The organism is Corynebacterium crudilactis, assembly GCF_001643015.1.
Taxonomy (GTDB): Bacteria; Actinomycetota; Actinomycetes; order Mycobacteriales; family Mycobacteriaceae; genus Corynebacterium; species Corynebacterium crudilactis.
Window position 1 is genome coordinate 2360238 of the sequence record NZ_CP015622.1, and the last position, 26171, is coordinate 2386408.

20 protein-coding genes and 4 tRNA genes are annotated in these 26171 nt (G+C 50.3%); 14 read left to right on the plus strand and 10 right to left on the minus strand.

Translation table 11 applies throughout. The annotated features are described in order from the left end of the window. Positions 1-2: 2 nt before the first annotated feature. Positions 3-1142, minus strand: a complete 1140-nt coding sequence (locus ccrud_RS11010; RefSeq protein WP_245670251.1) for an ABC transporter substrate-binding protein — start codon at positions 1140-1142, stop codon at positions 3-5. A 184-nt stretch (positions 1143-1326) separates the two neighbouring features. Between ccrud_RS11010 and ccrud_RS11015 the strand changes: the two genes are divergently transcribed. Continuing rightward, positions 1327-1986, plus strand: coding sequence for an HAD family hydrolase (locus ccrud_RS11015; protein WP_066567570.1), 660 nt, complete (start codon positions 1327-1329; stop codon positions 1984-1986). A gap of 2 nt (positions 1987-1988) precedes the next feature. On the opposite strand, the gene ccrud_RS11020 is transcribed toward ccrud_RS11015, so the two are convergent. The 4 genes from ccrud_RS11020 to ccrud_RS11035 all read right to left on the minus strand — a co-directional run bounded on the left by ccrud_RS11020 (position 1989) and on the right by ccrud_RS11035 (position 7555). Then, positions 1989-2729 (minus strand): GntR family transcriptional regulator, encoded by a 741-nt coding sequence (locus ccrud_RS11020; protein ID WP_066567577.1) that lies wholly within the window; start codon positions 2727-2729, stop codon positions 1989-1991. A gap of 88 nt (positions 2730-2817) precedes the next feature. Next, entirely contained in the window at positions 2818-4488 is a 1671-nt protein-coding gene (gene ettA, locus ccrud_RS11025) for an energy-dependent translational throttle protein EttA (protein ID WP_066567580.1), read from the minus strand. Positions 4489-4651: 163 nt separating this feature from the next. Continuing rightward, complete coding sequence (locus ccrud_RS11030; RefSeq protein WP_066567583.1) at positions 4652-5233, minus strand: single-stranded DNA-binding protein; 582 nt, start codon at positions 5231-5233, stop codon at positions 4652-4654. A 180-nt stretch (positions 5234-5413) separates the two neighbouring features. After that, a complete protein-coding gene (locus ccrud_RS11035) occupies positions 5414-7555 on the minus strand; it encodes a bifunctional copper resistance protein CopD/cytochrome c oxidase assembly protein (protein WP_066567586.1) in 2142 nt (713 codons plus the stop codon). 207 nt (positions 7556-7762) lie between these two features. On the opposite strand from ccrud_RS11035, the gene ccrud_RS11040 reads away from it, so the two are divergent. From ccrud_RS11040 to ccrud_RS11050, 3 genes are all read left to right on the plus strand, one after another. Then, positions 7763-7839 (plus strand) — tRNA-Arg (locus tag ccrud_RS11040). Positions 7840-8109: 270 nt separating this feature from the next. Continuing rightward, positions 8110-9522: an alkaline phosphatase gene (locus ccrud_RS11045; protein WP_066567588.1), complete on the plus strand. Its 1413-nt coding sequence runs from the start codon at positions 8110-8112 to the stop codon at positions 9520-9522. A gap of 75 nt (positions 9523-9597) precedes the next feature. Then, positions 9598-9670: transfer RNA gene (locus ccrud_RS11050), tRNA-His, on the plus strand. Positions 9671-9825: 155 nt separating this feature from the next. Here ccrud_RS11050 and ccrud_RS15045 read toward each other — a convergent pair. Next, the gene (locus ccrud_RS15045) at positions 9826-10737 is read right to left on the minus strand and encodes an AraC-like ligand-binding domain-containing protein (RefSeq protein WP_245670253.1); all 912 of its coding nucleotides are present in this window, start codon (positions 10735-10737) and stop codon (positions 9826-9828) included. 154 nt (positions 10738-10891) lie between these two features. On the opposite strand from ccrud_RS15045, the gene ccrud_RS11060 reads away from it, so the two are divergent. Next, a complete protein-coding gene (locus ccrud_RS11060; protein ID WP_066567590.1) occupies positions 10892-12337 on the plus strand; it encodes an aldehyde dehydrogenase in 1446 nt (481 codons plus the stop codon). 45 nt (positions 12338-12382) lie between these two features. Beyond that, positions 12383-13483: an NAD(P)-dependent alcohol dehydrogenase gene (locus ccrud_RS11065; protein WP_066567597.1), complete on the plus strand. Its 1101-nt coding sequence runs from the start codon at positions 12383-12385 to the stop codon at positions 13481-13483. A gap of 104 nt (positions 13484-13587) precedes the next feature. Here the strand turns inward: ccrud_RS11065 and cspB are convergent, their stop codons facing one another. Next, positions 13588-15075: an S-layer protein PS2 gene (gene cspB / locus ccrud_RS11070; protein ID WP_066567600.1), complete on the minus strand. Its 1488-nt coding sequence runs from the start codon at positions 15073-15075 to the stop codon at positions 13588-13590. Between the two features lie 812 nt (positions 15076-15887). On the opposite strand from cspB, the gene ccrud_RS11075 reads away from it, so the two are divergent. The 3 genes from ccrud_RS11075 to larB are packed head-to-tail and all read left to right on the plus strand — an operon-like array spanning position 15888 to position 18775. Further along, positions 15888-17216: a lactate racemase domain-containing protein gene (locus ccrud_RS11075; RefSeq protein WP_066567603.1), complete on the plus strand. Its 1329-nt coding sequence runs from the start codon at positions 15888-15890 to the stop codon at positions 17214-17216. A gap of 33 nt (positions 17217-17249) precedes the next feature. Further along, the gene (gene larE / locus ccrud_RS11080) at positions 17250-18104 is read left to right on the plus strand and encodes an ATP-dependent sacrificial sulfur transferase LarE (protein ID WP_066567605.1); all 855 of its coding nucleotides are present in this window, start codon (positions 17250-17252) and stop codon (positions 18102-18104) included. 2 nt (positions 18105-18106) lie between these two features. After that, entirely contained in the window at positions 18107-18775 is a 669-nt protein-coding gene (larB, locus tag ccrud_RS11085) for a nickel pincer cofactor biosynthesis protein LarB (RefSeq protein WP_245670255.1), read from the plus strand. Positions 18776-19121: 346 nt separating this feature from the next. On the opposite strand, the gene larC is transcribed toward larB, so the two are convergent. Beyond that, positions 19122-20312 carry a nickel pincer cofactor biosynthesis protein LarC gene (larC, locus tag ccrud_RS11090; RefSeq protein WP_066569875.1) on the minus strand — a complete coding sequence of 397 codons (1191 nt, stop codon included), beginning with the start codon at positions 20310-20312 and terminating at the stop codon, positions 19122-19124. A gap of 126 nt (positions 20313-20438) precedes the next feature. Here larC and ccrud_RS11095 point away from each other — a divergent pair, with 126 nt between their 5' ends. The 3 genes from ccrud_RS11095 (at position 20439) to orn (ending at position 22730) form a co-directional block, all read left to right on the plus strand. Continuing rightward, positions 20439-21191, plus strand: a complete 753-nt coding sequence (locus ccrud_RS11095; RefSeq protein WP_066567608.1) for a hydroxypyruvate isomerase family protein — start codon at positions 20439-20441, stop codon at positions 21189-21191. A 73-nt stretch (positions 21192-21264) separates the two neighbouring features. Next, positions 21265-22065, plus strand: a complete 801-nt coding sequence (gene cmrA, locus ccrud_RS11100; protein ID WP_066567609.1) for a mycolate reductase — start codon at positions 21265-21267, stop codon at positions 22063-22065. A gap of 8 nt (positions 22066-22073) precedes the next feature. Beyond that, a complete protein-coding gene (gene orn / locus ccrud_RS11105; protein WP_066567612.1) occupies positions 22074-22730 on the plus strand; it encodes an oligoribonuclease in 657 nt (218 codons plus the stop codon). On the opposite strand, the gene ccrud_RS11110 is transcribed toward orn, so the two are convergent. Together ccrud_RS11110 and ccrud_RS11115 are read right to left on the minus strand one after the other, a co-directional pair. Continuing rightward, a complete protein-coding gene (locus ccrud_RS11110; RefSeq protein WP_066567614.1) occupies positions 22727-23971 on the minus strand; it encodes an alpha/beta hydrolase-fold protein in 1245 nt (414 codons plus the stop codon). The genes orn and ccrud_RS11110 overlap by 4 nt on opposite strands. A 188-nt stretch (positions 23972-24159) precedes the next feature. Further along, positions 24160-25371: a L,D-transpeptidase gene (locus ccrud_RS11115; protein WP_066569877.1), complete on the minus strand. Its 1212-nt coding sequence runs from the start codon at positions 25369-25371 to the stop codon at positions 24160-24162. 461 nt (positions 25372-25832) lie between these two features. Here ccrud_RS11115 and ccrud_RS11120 point away from each other — a divergent pair. Both ccrud_RS11120 and ccrud_RS11125 read left to right on the plus strand, forming a co-directional pair. Further along, a tRNA-Lys gene (locus ccrud_RS11120) sits at positions 25833-25908 on the plus strand. An 88-nt stretch (positions 25909-25996) separates the two neighbouring features. Further along, a tRNA-Lys gene (locus tag ccrud_RS11125) sits at positions 25997-26069 on the plus strand. The last annotated feature ends 102 nt before the right edge of the window (positions 26070-26171 follow it).

A 26171-nucleotide genomic window follows, 5' to 3' on the forward strand; every position in this document is an offset into this window, starting at 1 on the left:
TTTTAGTACTTCACCTTTTCAGCCCACTGAGTTGCGATGACCTTATTTGCTTCATCACCCTGTGCTGCGGAAGGAAGTTCTACCTTTTCTACGATTGCTGGATCAGGCAGTGCAGCCAATGCTTCATCGGAAAGCTTTTCAGCTGCTGCAAGTTCAGTGAAGCGAGCAGGAATTGCGCCGCCAAGTGCGTACTGTTCTGCACCTTCATCAGAAGTGAGCCAATCGACCCACAGACGAGCAGCGTTAGGCTGTGGGGAGCCAGCAGTAACCGGCTGCGCGTAGAAGTTGCCAAAGACACCGTCTTCGAGAACGAAGTAATCAAAGTTCACGCCGTCACGCTCTAGCTGTGCGGTGCGGCCCAACCAGTTGTAGTTCCAGTCAAAGATGATGGCTGCTTCACCAGTGGTCATGCCGGAGGCTGCATCAGAAACGGTAGTGAGGTTTCCGGATTCAGCAAGCTTGGCAAAGAAATCAATGCCAGGCTGAATATCATCTAGCGAACCACCATTAGCAAGCGCTGCGGAGAACACCGCAGCGATAGATGATGCACCCTGACGAGGATCACCTGGGATAGCAATCTTGCCGGCATACTGAGGATCGAGAAGATCTTCAAAAGTTGTTGGGATCTCATCCACCAGATCTTTGTTCACGCCAATGGAAACAACACCGTAATACGCACCGACCCAATTTCCTTCAGGATCTTTCAGGTTATCTGGGATGGAATCCCAATTGGATGGCTGATAAGGCTCAACCAAACCCTGATCGATTGCTGGGTTGGTAAAGGAATAGCCGATATCTAAGACATCTGGCTGAGTGTCTTGTCCGCGCAGGTTTTGAACAGCTTGCAGCTCTTCTGCAGAGGATGCATCTGGGGAATCGACAGTGATGTCAACGCCGTATTTTGCTTCAAATTCTTCAAAGTGGCCCGCATAGTTCGCCCAGGTCTCTGGGTATGCGATCAGGCGAACTTCGCCTTCTTCTTGTGCATTGGCGATAATTTCATCAAGGTTTTGACCAATGGCAGAAGGATCGGTTGTGTCGCTGGAAGAGCCACAAGCAACAAGGCTTACAGACATTGCTACAGCGGTTGCGCCAAGGCCAAGGGCACGGAGAAACGGGCGGCGAGAAAGTTTGGTGGACACAGATTTTCCTTTCACAGTGTCTTCAAGGAGACGCCATGGATACACAATCCTTGGCGTCGATGAGATAAATATTCCCATCCAAAACCGACCATCAAGTTGTGACCAGGTTAAATTTCGACAAACAATCATCTAGACCTTTAAAATATTTACTGTACGTTTCCGCCAGTCCCCTATGCTCGACGCCATGATCTCCCCCACCGCACCCCAAATACTTGCTGAAACCGACGCCATACTCTTCGATTTCAATGGCACACTCAGCAACGACGAGGATCTCCTTCAGTCTTGCTATGCACAAGCTCTCCTCGAATTGAACTACCCTGCCCTCGGTGTCACTGAATACGAAGCACTCCTCGGCCGAAGCGAACCAGATATTGCAGAAACGCTGATCCGCGCACGCAGCGACAAAGACATTAAAGCGCAAACAACACTGCTTATCGACGCCGTCGCCCGGCAATATCAAACCGCGTGCCAGCAAGTTCCACGTGTAAGCACCGCCACGGTGTTCATGATTAAAGAGCTAGCGAAAACCCACAAATTAGGGATCGTTACTGGAACGCTTCGCCGCCTGATTGAACCCGTGCTTTCAGATCTTGGAATCGCAGAATACTTTCACACCGTGATCACCATCGAAGACGTACACAAGGGTAAGCCTGCCCCAGAAGGATTCCTCTTGGGTGCTGCACATCTTCATATTTCACCATCGAAAATTATGGTTTTTGAAGATTCAGCTGCCGGAGTAGCAGCTGCACATGCTGCAGGAATGAAAGTCATCGCGGTGGGCCCTGCTGCAGGTTTATCTGAGTTCTTAGAAAAAATCGAAGATTTCCCCCACATAGCTGTGTAATCTCAACGCTCCGGAGTTTTTACTTGGATCCGAATACAATCCGAGCGCAGTAAATCCTCAGAGTATTCCACCACTGCCCGCGATTCGTCTCGGGCAGTTCTTGTAATACGCAGCAGCAATAGACTGTGGTTCACTCCCATGAGCTGCTTTTCTGCAATATTTGCTCGTGAGGTAATGATTTCTTCAATTTTAGAAATAGGTCGATGCGAAAAATTTTCCAACAGCTCATAAAGCGATTTCGTTAAATCCACCTCAAGCAATCCTGGGAACAATACTGCGGGGAAATAAGAGTTCTCCAGCAGTGCCGGGATGCCATTAATTCTGCGCATCCGCACAATATTGAATACTTGCGCTCCCGCTTTAAGCTCCAAGGCTTGGGAGACATGCGCAGGTGCTGATTGCAGTTCTGAATTAAGCACAGTTGATTCCACGGAAATGTGCTGTTCGCGCAGTTGGGGCAAAATTCCTTCGACTCGAGTCAACTCGATTTCAGGTGGTTCATTCATGATGAATGTTCCACCACCACGTCCACGACGTCGATCGATGAGCCCTTCAAATTGCAACATCTCAAGCGCATGGCGAATAGTCATTCTGGCTACGCCAAACCTGGTTGCCAATTTACTTTCCGCAGGTAACCGATCCCCTGGAAGTAAATCACCCGTTTTAATTTCAGTGCGGATCTGATCAGCGATATTTAAATAGATTGGTTGGTTAAGAGCCGATGAACCTTGCTGTTCGTCCACTAAAAACTCCAATCACTTGCACACATACTAATACGACCTACCCTAAGCTTGAAAAGCTTAGGGTAGGTCGTATTAAAGGTTTTCGTTCTTAACGACTCAACTTACGGTGAGTGACACGAGAAGGACGTGCAGCATCTGCACCAAGGCGCTCAACCTTGTTCTTTTCGTAGTCTTCAAAGTTACCCTCGAACCAGTACCACTGGCCTTCAGCAATGTTGCCTTCCCACGCAAGAATGTGGGTACAGGTGCGGTCCAGGAACCAACGGTCGTGAGAAATAACCACTGCACAACCTGGGAAGTTCTGGAGAGCATTTTCCAGGGAACCCAAGGTTTCCACATCAAGGTCGTTTGTAGGCTCATCGAGCAGGATCAGGTTTCCGCCCTGCTTCAAGGTCAAAGCCAGGTTGAGGCGGTTAAGCTCACCACCGGACAGGACCTTGGAAGGCTTCTGCTGATCTGCGCCCTTGAAACCGAATGCCGAAAGGTATGCACGAGAAGGCATTTCGTTCTGGCCAACGATGATGTAGTCAAGGCCATCGGAAACAACTTGCCAAACAGTCTTTTCAGGATCGATGTTTTCACGGCCCTGGTCAACGTAGGACAGCTGAACAGTCTCGCCGATTTCCACGTTGCCGGCGTCAGCCTGCTCAAGGCCAACAATCGTCTTGAACAGGGTGGACTTACCCACACCGTTTGGTCCGATTACGCCAACAATGCCGTTTCGAGGCAAGGTGAAGGAGAGATCCTTGATCAGGACACGTCCATCGAAGCCCTTCTCCAGGTCCTTGACCTCCACGACCTTGTTGCCCAGGCGTGGAGGGGTTGGGATCTGAATTTCTTCGAAGTCCAGTTTGCGGTGCTTCTCAGCTTCAGCAACCATCTCGTCGTAGCGCTGCAGACGAGCTTTGTTCTTTGCCTGACGTGCCTTGGTGCCGGAACGCACCCAAGCCAGCTCGTCCTTCAGTCGCTTCTGCAGCTTCTGATCTTTCTTGCCAGAAACTTCGAGGCGCTCGGCTTTCTTCTCCAGGTAAGTGGAGTAGTTGCCTTCATAAGGGTGCAGCTGACCGCGGTCAACTTCACAGATCCACTGTGCAACGTGATCCAGGAAGTAACGGTCGTGTGTGACGGCAAGGACAGCGCCCTTGTAGTCGGCCAAGTGCTTCTCCAGCCACAGCACGGACTCAGCGTCCAGGTGGTTAGTAGGCTCATCCAGAAGCAGCAGGTCAGGCTCAGCAAGCAGAAGCTTAGCAAGAGCCACACGACGACGCTCACCACCGGAAAGGTGGGTTACTGGCTCATCTGCAGGAGGGCAACGCAGTGCATCCATTGCCTGCTCGATCTTGGAATCAAGCTCCCATGCATCAGCTGCATCGAGAGCTTCCTGCAGAACGCCCATTTCTTCCATGAGCTCATCGGTGTAATTAGTTGCCATTTCTTCGGCAATTGCATCGAAGCGCTGCTTCTTTTCGAAGATCTCGCCGAGACCTTCTTCGACGTTCTGGCGAACTGTCTTTTCTTCGTTTAGTGGTGGCTCCTGCAAGAGGATGCCCACGGTTGCCCCTGGATCCAGGAATGCTTCACCGTTGGAAGGCTGATCCAACCCTGCCATGATCTTCAGAATCGAAGACTTACCGGCACCGTTGGGTCCGACGACACCGATCTTGGCGCCTGGGTAGAAGGACATGTAGACATTGTCCAAGATGACCTTGTCACCGATTGCCTTACGCACGTTCTTCATCGTGTAGATGAACTCGCCCAATGTAACCCCTTTTAAATGCGAATTTGCGTTTAAGTACTCAGCAGACAAGATTACATGAGCAATCCGGATTTAGGGACCTCGGGTAATTCCGCAATCAAGCCAATGATGTAAAGCACCCAACAAAAGACAAATCCCCTGCTGGGTGCTTTAAGAGAAATACTTCCTAAAAAGGTGCCTTGTCAGTTCCACCTTGGGAGGCACCTGCCATAGCAAGTTCGCGGTTTTCTTCCGGTTCAGGTTCCTCAGCTGGTTCCGTTGATGTCGCAGACTGTTCTGGTTTAGTTGTGTACTTTGCGCTCACATTTGGGTAGTCCTCAGTATTATCTGCAGGTATCTCCACACCTTCAGGATTGTTATATGCGCTGGGTTTGCTCTCTTTGAAGCCCACAACGTAGTTGTTCATATCGATGCCAATAGAGGTGGCACGCATCCTGATTTCTTGGCGTTTCTCAGGTTTTTCGGCGTTGGGATCAGCGGAAGAAACTTCCCATTCATTGGTATAGAGAAAGCCCTGCACCATCACAGCAACACCTGGTTTGAGTGAAATATGGGAGTTAATACCAAGCTGGCCCCAGGCTTCAACGTTGATAAAAACTTTGTCTACATTGTGCCATTTATCGCCTTGCTTATAAGACCTCGAACTTGCCACACGGATGCGCAATACTCCGTCGAGTTTGTCTTTTCTGTCGATATATACGGAATCACTGACGATGCGGCCAGTGATAGTAACAGGTGTATTGATCATGTTCTGCTGCTTCCTTTTCTTGCTGTCGTTGAGAGTGCTTTCACCAGGCAGTGTGGCACCGGTTGGCACGTGCGTAAAGCATGAAAAAACCCGCCTGTGGATAACTCGCTCAGTTTTAAGGTGAGGCCGCAAGTTATCCACAAGGGCGGGCTGAAGGCGCGCAGGGAAGCGTCGAAAAGCTTATTCTTTGTCTTTAGGCTCGAAGGTTTCCTGGTAGTAATCGCCATGTGGATCGTGTCCGTTATTCATGCGCGTGAGCATCTGGTTGTACTCTTCTGCATCTGCGAAATTTGTCGCAGCAGCGCGAGCTTCATAGTTCTTTTCCACAATGCGTTCTTCACGGAACCAACCACGGAAGAGGTAGCCAAACACGATAATCAGCGGGAATGATCCAGATGCCCAAGCGATTCCACCGCCGACGAGCTGGTCATAGGCCAAATCTACTTCCCATGGCAGGTTGAGTCGGCTGTAGAATTCCTCCGCCAGAATTACCTGCAGCTGCATCAGATACACACCGAAGAAAAGATGGAACGGCATCGAAAATGTCAGCCATGCCAAGCGAGATACGTGCGTGCGTTCCTCCGGCTTAGGGTCCGGGCCGATCATTTCCCAGTAATAGAGGTAACCAGAAATCACGAACACAAAGTTCATGATCAAGTGTCCAGCGTGCTCAGAGACCATGAGTTCATACAGCGGTGTTAAATACAGCGCGTAGAAAATGATGATGAACTGAATCGTGTTGACCGCCGGGTGCAGCAGGAAGCGGAGCAGCGGATTATCAGCCAGAACAGCTGCCCATTCATGCAGCCCAGGACGGCCCGGTTCGCCAGGTTTCACGGATTCCATGATCAGAGTCAACGGTGCGCCCAGCACCAGAAATACCGGCACTACCATGGACAATAGCATGTGCGCGACCATGTGCATCGAGAACGTAGCCGGCATATTCATGCCGATACCCGAAGAAACGGTAACCACCAGGGTGATGCAGCCCAGTATCCACCAGAAGGTGCGCAGGTGGTTCCACTTTTTTGCTTGTCGACGCAACGCCACAAGGCCACACACATAGAATGCCAACAGCAAAATGCCGATGGTGCCCAGCATCAAATCAAAACGCCACATGGTAAATACGCTGAAAAGAGTTGGTTCCTTCTCCAAGGAATAGCCCATCTCCAAGGCCATCACAGACAAATCTTGCATCTGTGGCGCGGGCGGTGGCGTACGACCCATCGAAATCGCAATGCCCGTAACTGCAGCCATCGCCAGCACTTCGACGATAGCGACGCGTGTGAACAGCGCTGCATCTTTAGGATTTTTCTCTAATTTAGGGATCGTCAACGTGCGATGGGCCAAACCAAACATGCCCACAACAACCACGCCAACGGCCTTCGCCAACACCAAAAGTCCATAATTTGAGGTGAACAGGTCCGAAAATTCCATGCGCAACAACGCATTAACGATGCCCGATATGGCCATACCGATGACGGCATAAGTAGCGACAATGGAATACCGCTTGACTGCCAGATCCATATTCGGGCCAATTCTGCGCGCATGGGCAATCAACGCCATGAGGCCACCCACCCACACAAGCATCAAAACCAAGTGCCACAACAGGGAGTTTGTTCCATAATCGTGGTCACCACCAGCTGCCGAGTGTCCCTCCAAAGCAAGCGGAACAGTCATCACAATCGACGCGACAAATAACAACGGCTGAGAAAGCCAGTTACGGAAAAACAGCCCAGCTAGACCCGTGAGAAACGCGAAAAATGCCACCCACGCCCAGGCTTTCGCCAACGCGACCTGTTCAAAGGCAATTGCCCAGTTATGTGGCTTCAACGCTTCAGCAAAAGGCTGACCAGATAAATCTGACATCACCAACGGAATCATCACAATCGCAATGAGCCCAAAACACAACGCCGCGAAAGCACCAGTACGCGCAGCGATCAAACCATCAACTGATAAATATGCTCGGTTGAGATAGCTAGATTTTAAAATGCCATCTTCTGCGCTTTGTTTAACTTCCCGCGGACTAATAAAAAAGGTGGTCGCTAGGAAACTACCCACAGATAATGCTGCAACAATCCAGCCCACGGCACGTAAAAACGGCAGACCAGCAGAAGTTACGGGTCCTGGATCAGGGATACCCAAAGCAGCAAGGGAATCAGATAAAAATCCCCATGCCAAAATTGCACCAACCAGACCAGCCACAAATGCAAACAGAACATAAAAAGGCCACGTAATTTTCACCTTGTTGTTCTTCTTGTGCACTTCTTGGACTGGAGAAGATGCTCCACCAGAACTATCAGCTACGACCTGCTCATCCATGCCCCCTAATCTAACCTCCCAAGCTCAAAGTCCCCTAGTTGAGTGATCCATGTAATAGCCGAACCTGGGTGTACGGTAAAGTTCCAAGGTGGAATACTTTTGTGGGGATTCACACAATTGAGCATTTCTTGTCAATTGTTAGCGTTGTTATATAAAGTGTTTCGAGGAGCTTTCCCAATTGCTAATGCAAGATGGCAGGAAGTTTTCGCCTCCATAGCTCAGTGGATTAGAGCAACCGGCTTCTACCCGGTTGGTCGCGGGTTCGAATCCTGCTGGGGGCACCAAGTTTTAGCAGGTCAGGACACTCTTTCACCTTGAAGGAGTGTCCTTTTCTAGTTCTGTGACTAATTTTTACTGACTTCGAGAGTCTTGAAGCAGCTTCAAAAGGCAAATCTCTAAAACTTAACCTCAACGTGGCCAAGAATTAACATATTAATTCTATTTTATTTATTGACCGCGTTAATCCACTCGGATTAATTTGTGGCTTTTCTTTCAACACATTTCCCTAAAGCCCACTCATAGAGCCAATTCTTAGAGCTCACGAAGGAAAATAGATGTCTTTTAAGCGCCGTTCCCTAGCAATTACTTGTGCAATCACTTCCAGTATTGTTCTCGCCGGCATCTCCGGCACTGCTGCTGCACAGTCTTCATTCGTTTCCGGTTCCTCAGGACTGCTTTCCTCCTCGGAAAATGTTCCCGCTCCCAACAGCGCTCCAAAGAACATCATCTACATGATTGGTGATGGAATGGGATACAACCACCTCTCCGCAACCAACCTCTTTGAGTCCGGCCAGACCATGCACCAGGTTGCAGGCGAAGCTGGCGCTGTAAAGCCTGTTGAAGGCGGCACTCCAGTTCAGGCTTACGAAGGCTCTGAGTGGTCCCAGGTATCACTTTCCACCTACCAAGATGGCAACTCTTATGATCCTGAGCGGGCTTGGGCTGACCACAACTACGTAAATGAAAGCGTTACCGATTCTGCTGCTGCAGGAACCGCAATGGCAACTGGTGTTAAAACCAGCAATGGCATGGTTGGCGTCAATCCTGCTGGCGAAACCATCAAGAACACCTCAGAATATGCCATCGAAAAGGGCAAGGCTGCCGGCGTCGTTTCCTCCGTTCCGTTCAACCACGCCACTCCTGCTGCATGGGCTGCACACAACTCAAACCGCAATGACCTGCATGCAATGGCAGAAGAAATGATCGGTAGCGATCTCAACGTCATCATGGGCGCCGGCCACCCATTCTTTGACAACAATGCCAACCCAATCGCCAACGCTGATGAAGACTACATGCAAGCCGCACAATATGAGCGTCTAGCCAAGGGCGAAACTGACTTCACTTTCATTGAAGAAGATGCCGATTTCGAAGCATTGGCAAATGGAACAGTAGAGAGCAACAAATACTTCGGCCTCGCACAGGTGGAAGACACTCTCCAACATGATCGTGATGGAGAATCCACCACCCCATATGACGTTCCACAAAATGACGTCGTTGATCTTGCCACCATGTCCAGGGCTGCACTGAACGTTTTGAATCAGGATGAAGATGGCTTCCATCTCATGGTTGAAGGTGGCGCAATCGACTGGGCTGGACACGCAAATGACATCGCTCGCGATATCGAAGAAGTTCAGGCATTCAACAATGCAGTAGAAACAGTCATCGAATGGGTCGAGACAAACTCCTCTTGGGATGAAACCCTTGTGATCGTCACTGCAGACCACGAAACCGGATATATGACCGGCCCAGATAATGATCCAAACTGGTCTGCAATGACTGGTGCTGCAGGCATCGTCCCGAACCATGGTTGGTCTTCAGGAAACCACACCAACCAACTTGTGCCACTGTTTGCACGCGGTGCAGGCGCTTCCGATATTGTCGCGGCAGCTGATGAAGTTGATCTTGTTCGAGGCAACTATATCGACAACGTTGAGGTAGCAAACCTTACCTTCAATAAATGGTGGTAACACTCTCCTGACCAGCCGTTTTGATTAAAGCAGCGCGGTGCATTAAAGTTATCCGTGCTGCATAACGCGGTAATGGTGGCTGTAGTTCAGCTGGTAGAGCACCAGGTTGTGATCCTGGGTGTCGCGGGTTCGAGCCCCGTCAGCCACCCCTAATGAGAACCCTGTGATCTTGATATTTCAAGATCACAGGGTTTTTTCATTCCGTCAAAAGCCAAGGTGCACAAACTGCCCACCGCCTCTCCTACCAAGATATTTTTAGGCTTTTCGACGTCACCGCAGAGAAGGCTTCGCCAGGCAACTTATTCAGGCCACACTATTGGCATGATCTCGACGAAAAACTGCTGGGGTGACTCCATATTTAGCCCGGAAAAGTCGTGTGAGATGCGCTTGACTCTGAATGCCGTGATTCATCCCGATGGTCAAGATTGTGAGATTTTGAAGACGTGGATCTCGAAGGTCTCGGTACACTGCTTCCAAACGGAGGGTGCGAATTAACTCAGCCACACCAATTTCTTCATGTTGAAAGAGCCTCCTATGAAGTGTCCGAACTCCAAGCCTATGGGCACGCGCAATATGTTCAACTGAAAGATTGAAAGAAGCAAGATTCTCTCGAATATAGCTATGAACAGCAATTCGGAGAGCTTCATCATGAGCATAAGGTGCAGCTTTTTCATAGACAAGACCTGCAAGAAGATCGATAGCTGCATGTCCTAAAAGCTCTGAGGATTCCTTACTGGCAGCACCATTCGAAACTGAGGAGTCAATTAACTGCATTAAAATTTCCCCAGCCCCAGGACTAGCGAAAAGCTGCTTGAATGCTTTATCCAAGGTCCGTTCCGGTAGAGACAGCTGCTCTCTCTGAACTGTCATCACAGTGCAATCCCACTGGCTTTCAAAATGAAGCCGATATGGGATCGATGTATCGTAAATCGCTATTTCTCCGGGTCTAAGCCGCAGGTCTTCTTCGCCTTTCCGGGTCAAAAACATGGTTCCAGATTTCATGGCACAGACCTTTACTGGAGCGTTTTCAGCTTGTGAAATTCTTGCAGCGCTACGGTACAAAACCTGCGAAGTACCAGCGATTTGAAAGGTCGCAACTTGTCCTAGAGTGGAGCAGCTTAACTCCCCTTGTGCGATATCGGCAGAAGCATGCAAATCAAGGCCGAACACAGAGTCCATTTGCCCCATCCATTGAGCAAATTTGGAATCAAACAACTTCACTACCTCCAATCAGGCAATCGATAAATCGATTTTTCTGGCACAAATGATCAAAAACTCGGGCACTACTAGCCAAACAAGGAGTGATGCCAAGCACAATAATTAGACCCATGTTAGATATCGACAATTGTAAACATGGAAGGTTTTAACTGTGAATATCATCTATGAAAAATTCTTCATCAATGGTGAATGGACCACACCGTTAAGTGAAAAGGTCATCGTTTCGATTAATCCCAGTACAGAGCAAACCAATGGACAAGTCCCAGAAGCCGTGGAAGCTGACATTGATGCTGCTGTCGCTGCAGCACGCAACGCTTTTGATAATCCCCGGATCTGGTCTGGGTGGGAACCTGCTGAGCGTGCCGTAGTAATGCGACAGCTTGCAGATGAAATCGATGCGCGGAGCGAAGAATTTCAACAACGCGTGAGCGCGCAGAATGGCATGCCAGTATCCGTGGCAGCTCAGTTGGAAACTGGCTATCCAAGCGCTGTCCTGCGTTACTATGCAGATTTGGTTAGCCAAGAAACATTCACAGATATCAGAGCAGGACTATTTGGCGGAGAAATTGAAGTCCGTCGGCAGCCAATCGGTGTGGTCGCGGCGATCGTACCGTGGAATTTCCCGCAAGCACTGACTATGTTCAAGCTTGCGCCTGCTCTGGCAGCAGGCTGCACCATCATAATTAAGCCATCACCAGAAACTGTCTTAGATGCTTATCTCCTAGCTGAAGCAGTCGAAGCTGCTGGCATTCCCGCTGGCGTAGTCAATATTGTTCCTGGCGGGCGTGACGCCGGCGCGTATCTTGTTTCCCATCCGCATGTAAACAAAGTGGCATTTACTGGTTCAACAGCAGCTGGACAGAAAATTGGCGAGGTATGTGGTCGTCTGCTTCGTCCTGCAACATTGGAGCTTGGCGGGAAGTCAGCAGCCATTGTGCTTGATGATGCTGACATCGATCTATCCAAAATCGGAGAAGGTTTATTTACCTCCACATTGTTAAACAATGGACAAACGTGTTTCTTGGGAACTCGTATCCTGGCACCGCAATCACGCTACGCGGAAATCGTAGAGGCTTTTACAGCCTTTGCAGGCAGCCTGAAGGTTGGTGTGGCGTCTTCTCTAGATACCCAAATCGGTCCCATGGCTACGGCCAAGCAACGTGAGCGCGTGGAATCTTATATCGCTCAAGGCAAAAACTCCGGCGCCCTCATCACTGTCGGTGGCAGCCGTCCTCAAGATCTCGACGCCGGATTCTTCGTAGAGCCAACAGTATTTGCCAATGTCGACAATCACGCAACGATCGCCCAAGAAGAAATCTTCGGACCAGTGCTTTCTGTCATTCCTTATAGCACTGATGAACAAGCCATCCAGATAGCTAACGATTCTAATTTTGGACTCGGAGGCACTGTCTGGACCACTGATCCTGAACGAGGTGCAGCGATAGCGCGCCGGGTCCAGACTGGCACTATTGGCATCAACCGCTACATTCCCGATCCCGCTGCACCTTTTGGTGGTGTAAAAAGGAGTGGACTTGGCAGAGAACTCGGCCCAGAAGGACTAGCCTCCTACCAAGAAACACAGACCATCTATCTATAGCTACAGCCCGTTTCATCAAAATCTCTCTTATATATAAGGAGCATCATGAAAACTACTGCCGCAATTGTGCGTTCCACGGAACAGCCCTTTGAAATCACCACTGTTGATGTGGACGCACCACGACCAGATGAAGTCCAGGTCCGAGTCCTCGCCGCCGGCGTCTGTCACACTGACGCAATCGTTCGTGATCAGATTTACCCTACTTTTCTTCCTGCAGTATTCGGCCATGAAGGCGCCGGCGTTGTTGTAGCTGTAGGTTCAGCGGTTACTTCCGTAAAACCTGATGACAAGGTTGTTCTCGGATTCAACTCCTGTGGTCAGTGTCTGAAATGTTTGGGCGGTAAGCCTGCCTACTGTGAAAATTTCTATGCGAAGAATTTCGCTTGCACCCGCGATGACGGATCAACTGCTTTTTCTGAAGATGGTGAGCAAGTAGGTTCTCATTTCTTCGGTCAATCCACTTTCGCTAACTACACGAATGTTTCCGCTCGCAGTGTGGTCAAAGTAGATGATGATGTTCCTCTGGAGCTTCTTGGACCACTTGGTTGTGGCCTTTCCACTGGTGCTGGTGCGATTCTCAATTCTCTTGGTGTGCAGGCCGGAGATACTGTGGCAGTCTTTGGCACTGGAGCAGTAGGTTCGGCTGCAATCATGGCGGCAGCTGCAACTGGAGCGACCACTATCATCGCGGTTGATATCCATGATTCCCGCCTCGAGATGGCTAAGGAACTTGGAGCAACCCACACGATCAACTCCAAGAACGAAGATCCTACGGAGAAAATCAAGCAACTTACCGGCGATGGTGTGCAGTTTGCACTGGATACCACTGGTGTTGTGGCAGTAACTAGGCAGGCTGCGGATTCTCTGGCTATTAACGGCACTGTTGGACTAGTTGGTGCTCCAGCTCCCGGCACAGAAGTAACCTTCGAAGTCGGTGCTTCGCTGGTCCGCGGATGGAAATTCCAGACCATCATTGAAGGCGACGCTATTCCACAGGATTTCATCCCCCGCCTGGTTCATATGTGGCGCCTTGGAAAATTCCCCATTGAGAAACTGGTACGTACTTACCCATTGGAGCAAATCAATGAGGCTTTCGCGGACTCTGCCAGCGGTGAAGTGATCAAACCCATCATCACTTTCCCTTAAAAGCAAAAGATTTTGCTTGTCGACGCCTCCCCATGTTAGGCAAGCAACGGCAAAAGCCACCTCCCAAAGGAGGTGGCTTAGCTTTTAGCTATCTCGGCCTTAAATTAGAACTTAAGGATTCCGGAGATCATTGGGAAGATAGCTGCAATAGCTGCGATGATCGCTGCAATAGCTGCGAATGGTCCCCAAGTTCCGATGTCAGAGGAAGAACCGTTTTCCTTGTCATCGCCAGCTGGCTTCTCATCGTCTTTAGCTGCAAGAGCGTCAGCGATTGCCTTCTGAGCGTCTGCTGCTTCCTGAGCGATGCGGAGCTGCTCAGCGCGGTAGGCTTCATCAGCAAGACGCTCTGCTTCTACGCGAGCTGCTTCTGCGCGAGCTGCCGAATCCAGGTTCTGGACATAAGCAACCTTTTCCTGCCACTGACCATTGATGAAGATCTTCGCGTAGGTCTCGATAGCGAACTTCAGCTCAGCGCGGTCGTATTCGCGCTGCTCGTCGTTATCACGGCGATCGGTCCACCAGCTCAGGAAGAACCTTTCTGTTGCTGCATCAGCGCGGTTGAGTTCACCAAGGTTGAACGCAGCTGCGTCAAACAGACTTGCGTACAAGCCCGCGTAGTGCGTGCGCAGGGTCTTGCCCTCAACGTTGATGTTCTCAACGTTTTCGTAGAGTTCAATGTAGCGAGCGGTGGTGGAGAAGATTGCTTCGATAACGCGTAGGCTGTCGCGCTGTGCGGTTGCACGCTCGAGGAAGAGCTGGCGTACGAGGACGTCAGACTTCTGAGCCTCAAGGTTCTTAGCAATTGCATCTGCACGAAGAGGTTCGATTGCCTCGAGGCGTGCATCGATCTCAGCCTTCAGAGCCTCTACAGCAGGAACGTGGTAACGAGTGACGTAGTCGTTGTGACGGTTGTCGATAGCCCACTCACCCAACCAGACGAGGTCTTCGTTAACTTCAGCCTGCAGCTTCTTCAACTGGTTGTACGCTGGGTTAAGAAGTGGAGCAGAACCAGAAATGTCGCGGAAGTACAGTGCGTCGTAATTCCTGATAAGACGACCGTTGGTCTCGTTAGCAGCGTTAGCTGCAGAGATCAATGGGTTGATGTCGGCAGCTGCACCTTGAAGACCTGCACGGTAAGCTTCGAATGCTTCGGTAGCTTCGCGGTCAACCTTGAGTGCGTAGTTAACAGACTCACGAGTCTTGGTGATGGTCTGTGCGGAAGCTGCAAGCTCTTCAGTTGCACGAACGCGCGCAGCTTCGAATGCCTCGTATGCAGCCTGCTCAGAAGGATCAAATCCGCTTTCGCCGGCTTCAATCAGGTCTGCAACGATTCCCCTAAGGTTACCGTTCTGGAAGTCAGACAGGTAAGCGCCAGTTGCGTCAGTCAGCGCCTTCAGCTGATCTTCGGTGTGGTTAACCGGGCCGACAGGCTGAATGGTTGAACCATCAGCGTCGTTGAAGTTATCGGAGTTATTGAAGGTTGGGTTGGTTCCAGTCTCCTGAGCAAATGCTGGGATAGCAACACCAGAAGCAGCGGTGGAAATTGCAATGGCACCGGCGAGAGCGGCGGTGCGAATACGGTTGTTAAACATCGGGGCGAAGATCTCCTTGAATAGGAATCGAAAGACGAGACCCTTTGGGGTTCAAATAAGACAACCCAAATTGGCTGAGCACGACATGGGATTACTTGTAAGAGAAGCAAACGCCACTCACTACGCCACTGATGTAGCAGCTTAGCAGCTTGTCGCTGAGCAAAACTCTAAGCCAGGTTTGATATTTTTGCCAGGAGAATTAAAAAAATGAGCCTGAATCTGGACGCAACCTGTCTCTTTAATATCGGTCTTATAACTTTTATTTTTAACCAAAAATGCTGGTCACAAAGAGATAACTATAAACGTGTCGCAAATTTGATATTACCCCAATACGGGGCTGAGGGCTGATGTTGAAAATTTCAAAAATACTCCCAGGAAATTTCAAAAACCACCCTCAATCACAACTCGGAAAGTTTTCCAAAAGTGCCATTGACTATTTAATTCAGAAGAATTTTTCTATATATCAAATATGCAGCAGGGTTAATTCCAGGTAAGAAATTTCCCCCGAAAAATACATTTCCCCAACAAAAGCTCCACATTAACTACTTGAAATAAGCACATAACATAGCTAACCAATTCCTGTGTGGGGAATTCACCCCAATGACACCTTGATAAAATAATCAAAAACTGTCACTTTTCCAAAATCAATAATGGATAGTGATCAATCTTTAAATTGAAGCACTCTACCCATCTTGTGCACGCCTCGACTGATGGATGGCTGCCAATATGTGATTCAGCAAGAAATCTGACAAGCGCTTTGCAACAAAGTGCAACTACTTGCCAAGTGATGAAGGTCTGAGGACACTATATTTATGAGCCAAAAGACTATTACTCTCCCCATTCCTGAAGGACTTGCAGAGTCTGCAGCATTACTTGGTGGACCCACTGAGGTGCTTAATGATGAACAAGCTCGTCAGTTCATTCTTGATGAAGTAGCAAAGCTAGATGTTGACGGTAAAACCGTATGCATCCCAATTCCTGACGGCACGCGTTCTGGCCCGCATGGTCTGATGATCCAGGCTGTATATGACGCCATTGCTGATCGCGCCAAGTCCATCACTATTCTTATTGCACTCGGAACACATGCTGCGATGGACGAGCCTTCTATTGCAAAGCTATTGAGTGTTCCTTCCGGAAGCATCAAAGAACGCTTCCCCAAGGCAAACGTAATCAACCATGACTGGCACAACCCAGAGGCTATTGTTTCTCTTGGCACTATTGAAGCTGCAGAGATTTCACGGCTGACCAGTGGTTTACTCAATGACCGCGATATGGATGTCCAGATCAACAAGTTGGTGGCTGAAGCTGATGTGAACTTGGTTGTGGGGCCTATTTTCCCACATGAGGTTGTTGGTTTTTCTGGTGGTAATAAGTACTTCTTCCCTGGCTGCTCGGTGCATGATGTTATCGATATTTCGCACTGGGTCGGTGCGCTGATTACCGCTTCCGAGATCATCGGCACGTTAGGTATTACTCCTGTGCGTCAGCTGATTAACTCTGCGTCTGCTCTTATTCCTGGTGAAAAGCATGCAGTTACTTATGTCTCCACCACCGGTGATGATGATCAGCCAGTGCTGCATTCTGTAGCAGTTGGCACTACTGAATCTGCATGGGCAGCTAATGCCAATGTTGCATCCTCGACCCACATCAAGTGGATCGATGCACCATATAAGCGCATTGTTTCTAAGATTCCGGAAATGTATGAGGATCTGTGGACTGGCGCAAAGGGCGTCTACAAGATGGAGCCAGTCTGCGAAGATGGCGGCGAAGTAATCGTCTACGCACCTCATATCACTGAGATCTCTGAGATGCACCAGGGCTTAGCAGATATTGGATACCACTGCATCGAATACTTCACCAAGCAGTGGGATAAGTTCAAGGAACATCCATGGGGCGAGATCGCACACTCCACGCACGTTCGCGGGTTGGGCACTTTTGATCCAGAAACCGGCGAAGAGAAGCTGCGTATCAACGTGACTTTGGCATCTCAGGTGTCACCAGAGGTTTGTGCTGCCTACAACATTGGATACGCCGATCCTGCGTCCTTTGATTGGGACGCACTTGAGGCAGATCCAGATACCCTGGTTGTTGAACACGCAGGTGAGATCTTGCACCGCTTGGCATCCCAGCGCTCCGTATAAACCCTCTAAAAATCAAGGAAAGCTACTTCTTAAATGGCGCTTTTAATCCCCGATGGGGAAGCACAAAGGCTGATAGATGACGTCGCAAAGCATTTGCCTCGCACTGGACGCCTGGGCGTCGCCTACTCTGGCGGCGTTGATTCGGCGGTTTTGCTGGCGATTTCGGAATATGTGTTAGGCCATGAGCGGACTTTAGCGATCACTGCGGTGTCTCCTTCTTTAGCGTCACGCGAACGTGCCCTGGCGGCAGACACTGCGGAATATATTGGTGCGCGCACCATTGAAATCGTGACCAATGAGCAGGCTGTTGCTGCTTATAAGGCAAATGACGTTGATCGTTGTTATTTCTGCAAAAACGAAATGTTTGAGCGCATCGATGATTCTGTGATTGCCGAATATAACTTGGCGGCAGTAGCTTATGGCGAAAATGCCGATGACACCAAGCGCATCGATCGTCCCGGCGCGCGTGCAGCAACGGAGCATAATGTGTTGCGTCCGCTGTCCGATGCGGGATTGAGCAAGGCTGATGTGCGGATGGTGGCGCGGGCTTTTGGTTTGCCAGTGGCAGATAAGCCGGCAGCGCCATGTTTGGCCTCGCGTATTCCACACGGGCAAGAAGTTACGGAGGAAAAGCTACAGCAAATCGAAGCTGTTGAGTTAGAGCTCTACCGCCTTGGGTTTAGCGATTCGCGGGTACGCCATCACGGTGAAATCGCGCGCATTGAGCTGCTGACCTCAGAGATGACACGTGCCACGGAGCCACATATTGCACATGCCGTCCAGGATGCTGCCACTGAAGTTGGCTTCCGCTTTGCTGTGATTGATCTTAAAGGCATCCAATCAGGTGCACTGACATTGTCCATTATGAATGCGAAAGGCAGCCTGTAATCGTGGAACAGAAGACTAAAAAGATCGGCGATTTCGCACAGTTGGATGTCGATCGAGCCACTCGCCGGGGCTATGCCGAAGCGATCTATTGTGAATCTAAAACTGTCGAACAAGTTGCAGCCATTGCAGAAGGTGTCCGCGATGCTGGGCATACGACGCTATTCACGCGTGCTTCCCCGGAGCATGCGCAGGCAGTTATCGACACTTTAGAAGATGTTTTTTACGATGCCGATGCAGGTTTCCTCGCCTATCCAGCTACTCCCCCTGCTCCAACTGGGGTGAGTGTGCTGGTAGTTGCTGCAGGCACGTCCGATCTTCCCCAAGCAAAGGAAGCACTACACACTGCTTCCTATTTGGGACGCTCTACCTCATTGATCGTTGATGTTGGAGTGGCCGGTATCCACCGCCTGCTCTCATACGAAGAACAATTGCGCGCCGCCGGTGTGCTCATCGTTGCTGCAGGCATGGATGGTGCGCTACCCGGTGTTGTTGCCGGACTGGTTTCTGCACCTGTTGTCGCTCTGCCTACTTCAGTGGGATACGGCGCCGGAGCAGGAGGCATCGCTCCCCTTCTGACCATGCTCAATGCCTGCGCGCCGGGTGTTGGAGTGGTCAACATCGATAACGGTTATGGAGCAGGGCACCTCGCCGCACAAATTGCAGCCCGATAGCTTAGAGACTTCATAAAACCAAACCACAGTGCCCACGCTCATCAAAAAACTGAGTCGTGGGCACTGTGGTTTGGTTATTCGATGTCGAAACCGGTCACAGGTGCCCACCGATCAGGTTTTATCCTGTCGTGGGCACTCTCATTTGGTTTAGCGTAAAAGCCCCAAAAAAGATGCCCTGCCAGAATCGATTTTAAGAGCCGCACAGAAGCTTCTTCAGACAAATATTCATGCTGAAAACTCAAGGCTTTAAACAAGAACACAGGCTCTAATTTCTTAAGTTCGAGATCGCCCTGCCGAGTTCACGAATGCAATTTCGCGCCGTCGTGAAATTGAGTTTGAGCTATTGCTAGTGTGATCTCGAAGTCTGGGAAAATACCTTCGCAATAACTTCCCGTTCTGAAACACCCAGTGCTGTTGCGGCAGCTCGGATATCGTCAAATTCTGGTTGTGCGCTCATGACTTCTCCGTTGCGGGAGCCAATTTTGATATTGACATTCTGGCCATCTACCTCAACTTGTTCAAAGTGTCGGTCTAATCCTTCTCGTTGTACCTCCCACGATCTGATTCCAAAGGTGGTGGTGGAGACAAAAAGTGCGGTCTTTACTGCTTCTAGATCTGCATTCGCTATCAATGCGGAAACTGTGTGGGCAGGGCGGCCCTTCTTCATCAGCATCGGGGTAAGCCATGCATCCTTCGCGCCTGCTGCCAGAAGGTTTTCAATAACGCCTGGCCACAGTCGAGGATCTTGATCATCCACGTTAGCTTCCAGCTGAATTAGTGTGCGGGTATCCGGATTATTCTGTGTGCTGGAATAAAGCACTGCGCGCACAACATTCGGGCGACCTGGTGTGTCCTTGGTACCTGCTCCAATTCCGACTTCTTCGATAATAGCTGCAGGTAATGGTCCGGATTGGGTGGCAAAATGACGGATCAATGCCACGCCAGTGGGAGTAGCTAGTTCGCCCACTGGTTCTGCGCTGCTTTCTAAAGCTCCGGATTGAGTGGGCCAGCCTTTCGCCAATTCTGCAACAGCCGGAACCGGTACCGGAATATCCCCGTGGGCTGCCTTAATGCGCCCAAATCCCAAGGCAATTGGCGAAGCGGAAATCTCTCCGGGGTTGAGCTGTCGAACGGCTTCGCACACACCAACAACATCTGCGATGGAATCCCAGGCGCCGACCTCATGGAAGTGGATTTTCTCTGGATCAATGCCGTGAACTTTTCCTTCGGCAATGGCGATGAGTGCAAAGACTGCCAACGCATCAGTTTTGGTTTGTGCCGGGATATCCGCATTGTGGAGAAGTTCTTTAATGGTGCTTAGGTGACGGTGATGGTGGTGTTCATGTTGGGCCTCAACGTGTAGCTTGATGCCACGCTGGCCTTGGCGAATGACTTCTTCTGCAGCAAGGTTCACATCTCCGGGGATAACAGTCTCTACGACCTGTTGGATCCGAGGAAGATCCGCTCCGACATCAAGCAACGCACCTAATAACATATCGCCAGCAACACCTGCTGTGGCGTCGATCCACAATCCCATGATTCCCACTTCTTCAATTAGCTCAACAAAACGTTTGTTAACCCAGCTTAGACCGATGAGCCGAGGCAAAGATTCAGCCTCGTTATTAGACTCAAAGCACACTAATTTTTAAAGGAGCCGAATTTCATGTCAAGGTTTTCTGCTAATTTATCTTTGACTTTTAATGAAGTAGATTTTTTAGACCGTTTTCAGGCTGCAGCACGCCATCCGTTTAGCGCAGTGGAGTTTCAGTTTCCCTATGCGTTTGAGCCACAGGAAATTCGACAGAGTGCTGCTGAGGCAGGTCTTGCCATTGATCTTTTCAATGCGCCACCGGGGGATACTTTTGGTCTTGCAGCATTGGCATCCCCTGAGGAGTTTCAGGAATCGATCGCACAGGCCATCAATTACGCAAAAGTTCTCAAGCCAAAGAAGTTACACATCATGGCTGGAATCGCGGACGTTACGTCAAAAACTACGGTGCGCTATGTGGAAAACATACGCTGGGCTGCGCGGCAACTACAAAAATTAGACATTCTGGTTGTTATTGAACCCATTAATCACTATTCAGTTCCTGGCTATTTCCTACATACCTTAGAGCAGGCGTATTGGCTCATTGAACGCATTGACCACCCCAATGTGAAGATCTTGTTTGATGTGTTCCATATTCAGCAGATCCATGGCAATCTCACGCGCCGGCTGCGCGAAGTTCATGGCGCCGGGCTTTTAGGGCATGTTCAAGTGGCCAGCACACCAGATCGACACGAACCTGGCACTGGTGAAGTCAATGATGCCTATATTTTCCAACAATTGGAAGAACTGGGATACGAGGGCCTTATCGGTGGTGAATATCTCCCAGCAAGTGAAACTTCAGCTGGTTTGGGCTGGTTGAACCTCTAGATCGCAGGAGGTGTCGCACCCATGACGTACCATGAACTTCGAACGTTTTTTAAAAGCCACAAAGGAGCCTGACATGGCGTTACCACTACCCAGCAAGAGTGCTCGAGCCCTTGTTACTGGGGCAAGCCAAGGCATTGGCCTCGCCATTGCGCGCGATTTGGCACGGTATGGGCACAACCTCATTTTGGTTGCCCGCCGTGAAGAGGTGCTCAAAGATATCGCTGCGGAGTTGGAGAAAAAGCATGGCGTAATCGTTGAGGTTCGTGCAGTGGATTTGAGTGATGCGCAAGCTCGCAAGGTGTTGATCGAGGAGATCACAGACCGCGAGATCAACATCATCATCAACTCTGCGGGCATCGCGAGTTTTGGGCCGTTCAAGGATCAGGATTGGTCTTATGAAACTGCCCAGTTCGAGCTCAATGCCACTGCCGTTTTTGAGCTCACTCATGCAGTCCTCGGCGGCATGGTGGAGCGTGGCACGGGTGCAATCTGCAATGTGGGTTCTGCGGCAGGCAATGTGCCAATTCCTAATAACGCCACCTATGTTCTCACCAAGGCAGGTGTTAATGCGTTTACGGAAGCTTTGCACTATGAGCTGCGCGGAACTGGTGTGGCGTGTACGTTGCTTGCGCCTGGTCCTGTCCGGGAAGCAGTAATTCCTGAATCCGAAAAGTCGATCGTGGACAAGGTGGTCCCTGATTTCTTGTGGACCACTTATGAGTCTTGTTCTGCAGAGACGTTGCGTGCGCTGTCCAAGAACCGTCGTCGCGTTGTGCCGGGACCGCTGTCCAAGGCCATGAATGCTGTTTCTACCATTGCTCCAACCGCTGTGCTCTCCCCTGTTATGGGCTGGGTTTATAAGAAGATGGGTTAGTTTTAAAAGTGTCTGATTCTGAAAACAACACTCCTACTGTCGCAGCTCGCGATGACCGCCTGGTGTGGGTCGATCTGGAAATGACAGGTCTGGATCTAGAGCGCCATGTGATCGTTGAGGTTGCAGCGTTGGTGACTGATGCCAACCTGAATGTTATCGGTGAAGGTGTGGATCTGGTTGTCCACGCTACTGAGGAAGAACTGGCGCAGATGGATGATTTTGTCACCAATATGCATGGCTCTTCCGGCTTGACTGAGCAGATCCGTAAATCAGCTGTCACGTTGAAAGAGGCAGAAGATGCGGTGCTTGCGTTGATTGAGAAGCATTGCGATCCAGCTCATCCAGCACCTTTGGCTGGCAACTCGATTGCTACGGATCGTGCATTTATCCGTGAGCAAATGCCACGGCTAGATGCTGCATTGCATTACCGCATGGTGGATGTGTCCTCTGTCAAGGAGTTGGCGCGCCGTTGGTATCCACGGGTGTATTACAAGCAGCCAGCAAAGGGCTTGTCTCACCGCGCATTGGCAGACATCGTGGAATCTATCCGCGAGTTGGACTACTACCGCCGTTCTTTCTTCGTGGCAGAGCCTGGCCCAACCTCAGAGCAGTGTGCAGATGATGCGCAAGCAGCAGTGGAGCGTTTTGCGCCCTACTTTGATTAAAGAGTTTTAAGCAGCCTGGTGAGCTCGGTCAGCATATGCACGCGCCACCAGGACCAATCATGTCCACCGTGGACACCACGCACGCGGACTTCACGGATATCGCCGGACAGATCCTCAGCAAGCTGATGCGATAAGCGCAGCATCTCACCTTCGTATTTACCGGTTTGTAGGTGAATCGAGCTCCACTGCTCTGCTGCAGAAAGCGCATCGGCTACATTAAAGCGCCACAAGCTTGGTGATTGCGCGATTGCATGGCCTACTTCGCCATCGGAAAGCGCAAGCGCCCACAGGGACGCTAGTCCGCCGCAGCTTGCGCCGGTGACAATGGTGTCCTCGCCGCGCGCAGAGATGTTGTAGGTCGCGCGCACGTGCGGGAGGAGGGCGTCGATAAGCGTATCAACCTGTCCACCAGGCACGCCGAGGGTTTCCCAGCGGCGTTCGGTATCTACGGAATCAAGCATGAGCAAGCTGACTGGTGGCAGCAGGCCAATCGCGATCGCCGCATCCACCTGCGCGGGCAGATTCATGCTGTTGTTCCAATATTGGCCATCAAAAAGCACCAGCAACGGTGCTTTGACCGGCGCCTCATAGAACCAGAAATGCTCTCCAGCGACGGTTTCCTCCGCCACTTCTACGCTTCTCGACGCCGCAACCCAGCAATCCGGCAAGGCATCAGGGCCTTCAACCAGTGAGCAATCCATGATCTGGCCCATCGCACGGACGTCTACACGCCCGCCAGACATGGCTGCTTTCAGGATTTCTGTCCGGTCACTTGACTGGCGCCAAGGTGGAATGCTGCCGCCTTCCCACGCATTAATGGTGTAGCTAGCACGCCAATCAGAAGGCATACGCAGGCTTAAAATCCACAAATCAGAACCTGCAAGGCGAACCATTTCGGAGTCTTCGATGCGCTCGTGATCAAAAATTCCATTGATCCACAACAGCACCGATGTAGCTCCGGGGCATTCCACAATCCAGGTGTACATGCACACATCTGGATTGCCTTCAGGATCATCCTCGATGATGGGATTTGGCTTGGCTAAAGCAGAAACAGCCATGTCACCACAACGACGGGCGGAGTGCTCTCCGCCCTCGCGCACGGCTTCGCCCCAGGAAATTTCCATAGGGCTTTCAATGCGCATGTGCTTTTTGGGGTTGTATTGTGACACGGTTGGCGACAACTCCACATGAGCGGACCCATAGCGGTCCACCCACGTTTTTGTCTGCCTCAACGGTGGCATCTAGTTTTCCCCTTGGCCTGGTCATTACATGTATTGCACTACAAACGTGCACAACCGGCAAGCCTTCTTCGCGCTTATAAGCCACGAAAACGACCGCCGGTTTTAAAAACAGGTTGTAAGTCTAGTTCAGACGATTAATGCAGGCAATATTAATAACCAACCATGGAATTTATCTGCCAGAACCGGAACTACCACGCAGAAGTTTGATCCGCGTTCCCCTTGCTCCATTCAGACCAAGGAATGTTCCAATCTCCCAATCCGTCATAGCCACTGAGGGTTTCACCGATGGTGTTTTTCACAGTCACAATATCACCGCGCTTGACGGTTTCCTGGAACCACTGAGCATTCTCGGTAGAAACATTGATGCAACCATGTGAGGTGTTATAGCTACCCTGTGCGCCCACCGACCATGGTGCCGCGTGAACATAAATGCCAGAGTAGGACATTTGGGTCGCGTACTTCACTGGAGTACGGTAGCCACCTTCGTCATAGCCCAAGCCAAACGTGGTGGAATCCATGATCATAGATTCATTGCGGTCACCAATGATGTAAATACCATTAGGTGTTGCCCACTCGGAGGTGTCACGTCCAAAAGAGACTGGCATGCTGCGCAGCAACTCACCGTTTTTGTACACGCTCATACTCTTGGTGGCATCATCAGCCACCACTTCAACTTTGTCGCCGATGGTGAAATTCGTGGCGTTATCAGTCTCGCCCCACACGCCGCCACCAAGATCCTGGCCATAGATGTCGGCTTCAACAGTAACTTCGGTACCAGGGGTCCAGTACTCAGCCGGACGCCAGCGAAGCTCACTGTTATTCAACCAATAAAAGCCACCCTCAACCTTTGGTGACGTAGTCACGGTAATGGCATCTTCCGCCGCTTGGCGATCATCAATAGGGATTCCGAAACGGAATCCAATGGTCTGCCCAACACCAACTACAGAATCCGCCAAAGGTGACAACGCCACTGATGTGGTTGCAGCCGGAGCGGCAGTACTAAATGACACAGTTGAAGACTCGCCGTTTTTATCGGTCGCCTTCACTGTGTAGGTGCGGTTATATCCAAGAGTCTCGGCAGACGTCCAACTACGCCCATCATCAGAAAGCTCAGATTCCACCTCATAGCCGGATTCATTAGTCATGGAGACCTTGCTCAGGCCATCACCCAATGACTTCACGATTACCGATTCAGAAGGGTCTACTTCATCTGCGCCATCATCAACAGAAACTGCCGGAGCCTGAAGCTCTTCCGACTCAACTTCACGACTCTGCTGCGAAGAACTCTCTTGCGCATCACTTCGTTCAATTGTGCAACCCGTAAGCGCCAGTGAACCAATTGCCAGCAATGCAAGGAATGATCCTGCTACTACTCCGCGCCTACCACGAAAAACCTGCACTTGCTTACGCCCTTCTAGCAAAATTGCCAAAACTTAAAAAAGAGCCAGTTCTTAAAAGACCACTCTCAGTTTGGAAAATAATCCCAAACCACGAGAATCCAAAAGCTAAGAAACTGACAAAATCTAAAACCACACGCTACTAGCGAAAACTATGGAAACTAAGCCAACATTCCCGTCAGTAATCAAATTGTTAGAAGAACGACACAAATACGCAGCCTTTTAACATGTAGCTACTGTGATTATCCATAGATAACAGGACAACGTTACGCTCCGGAGGTTAATATAGTGCTTTTGTAGGCAAATCGTTACCATCTCACACTCATCAAAACTGGATGTACTGATAATTCCACATAAAACCATGCACAAGAACGTCCCTGACGTGCAGATTTTACTTTGAATCTAGTTACCTGTTATATTTTTCTTCGTTGCCAGCGAGGAACGCACCTCAGCAAAGCAGCAATGCGCCATTAGCTCAATTGGTAGAGCATCTGACTCTTAATCAGAGGGTTCGGGGTTCGATTCCCTGATGGCGCACCAAGTAAGTTTCCTTCAATCACCTGCATTGCAGTGAGCGAGTTGCTTCTTGAATGCTAGTAAGAGTATCTTAACTAAGCAGAACAAAAATGCGCCATTAGCTCAATTGGTAGAGCATCTGACTCTTAATCAGAGGGTTCGGGGTTCGATTCCCTGATGGCGCACATGAGATAAAGTCCCATTCGCTTTAAGCGAATGGGACTTTTTCGTTATCTCCTGCCATACCTGGAAAAGCTCTCCACGCCATAGGCATGGAGAGCTTCCTC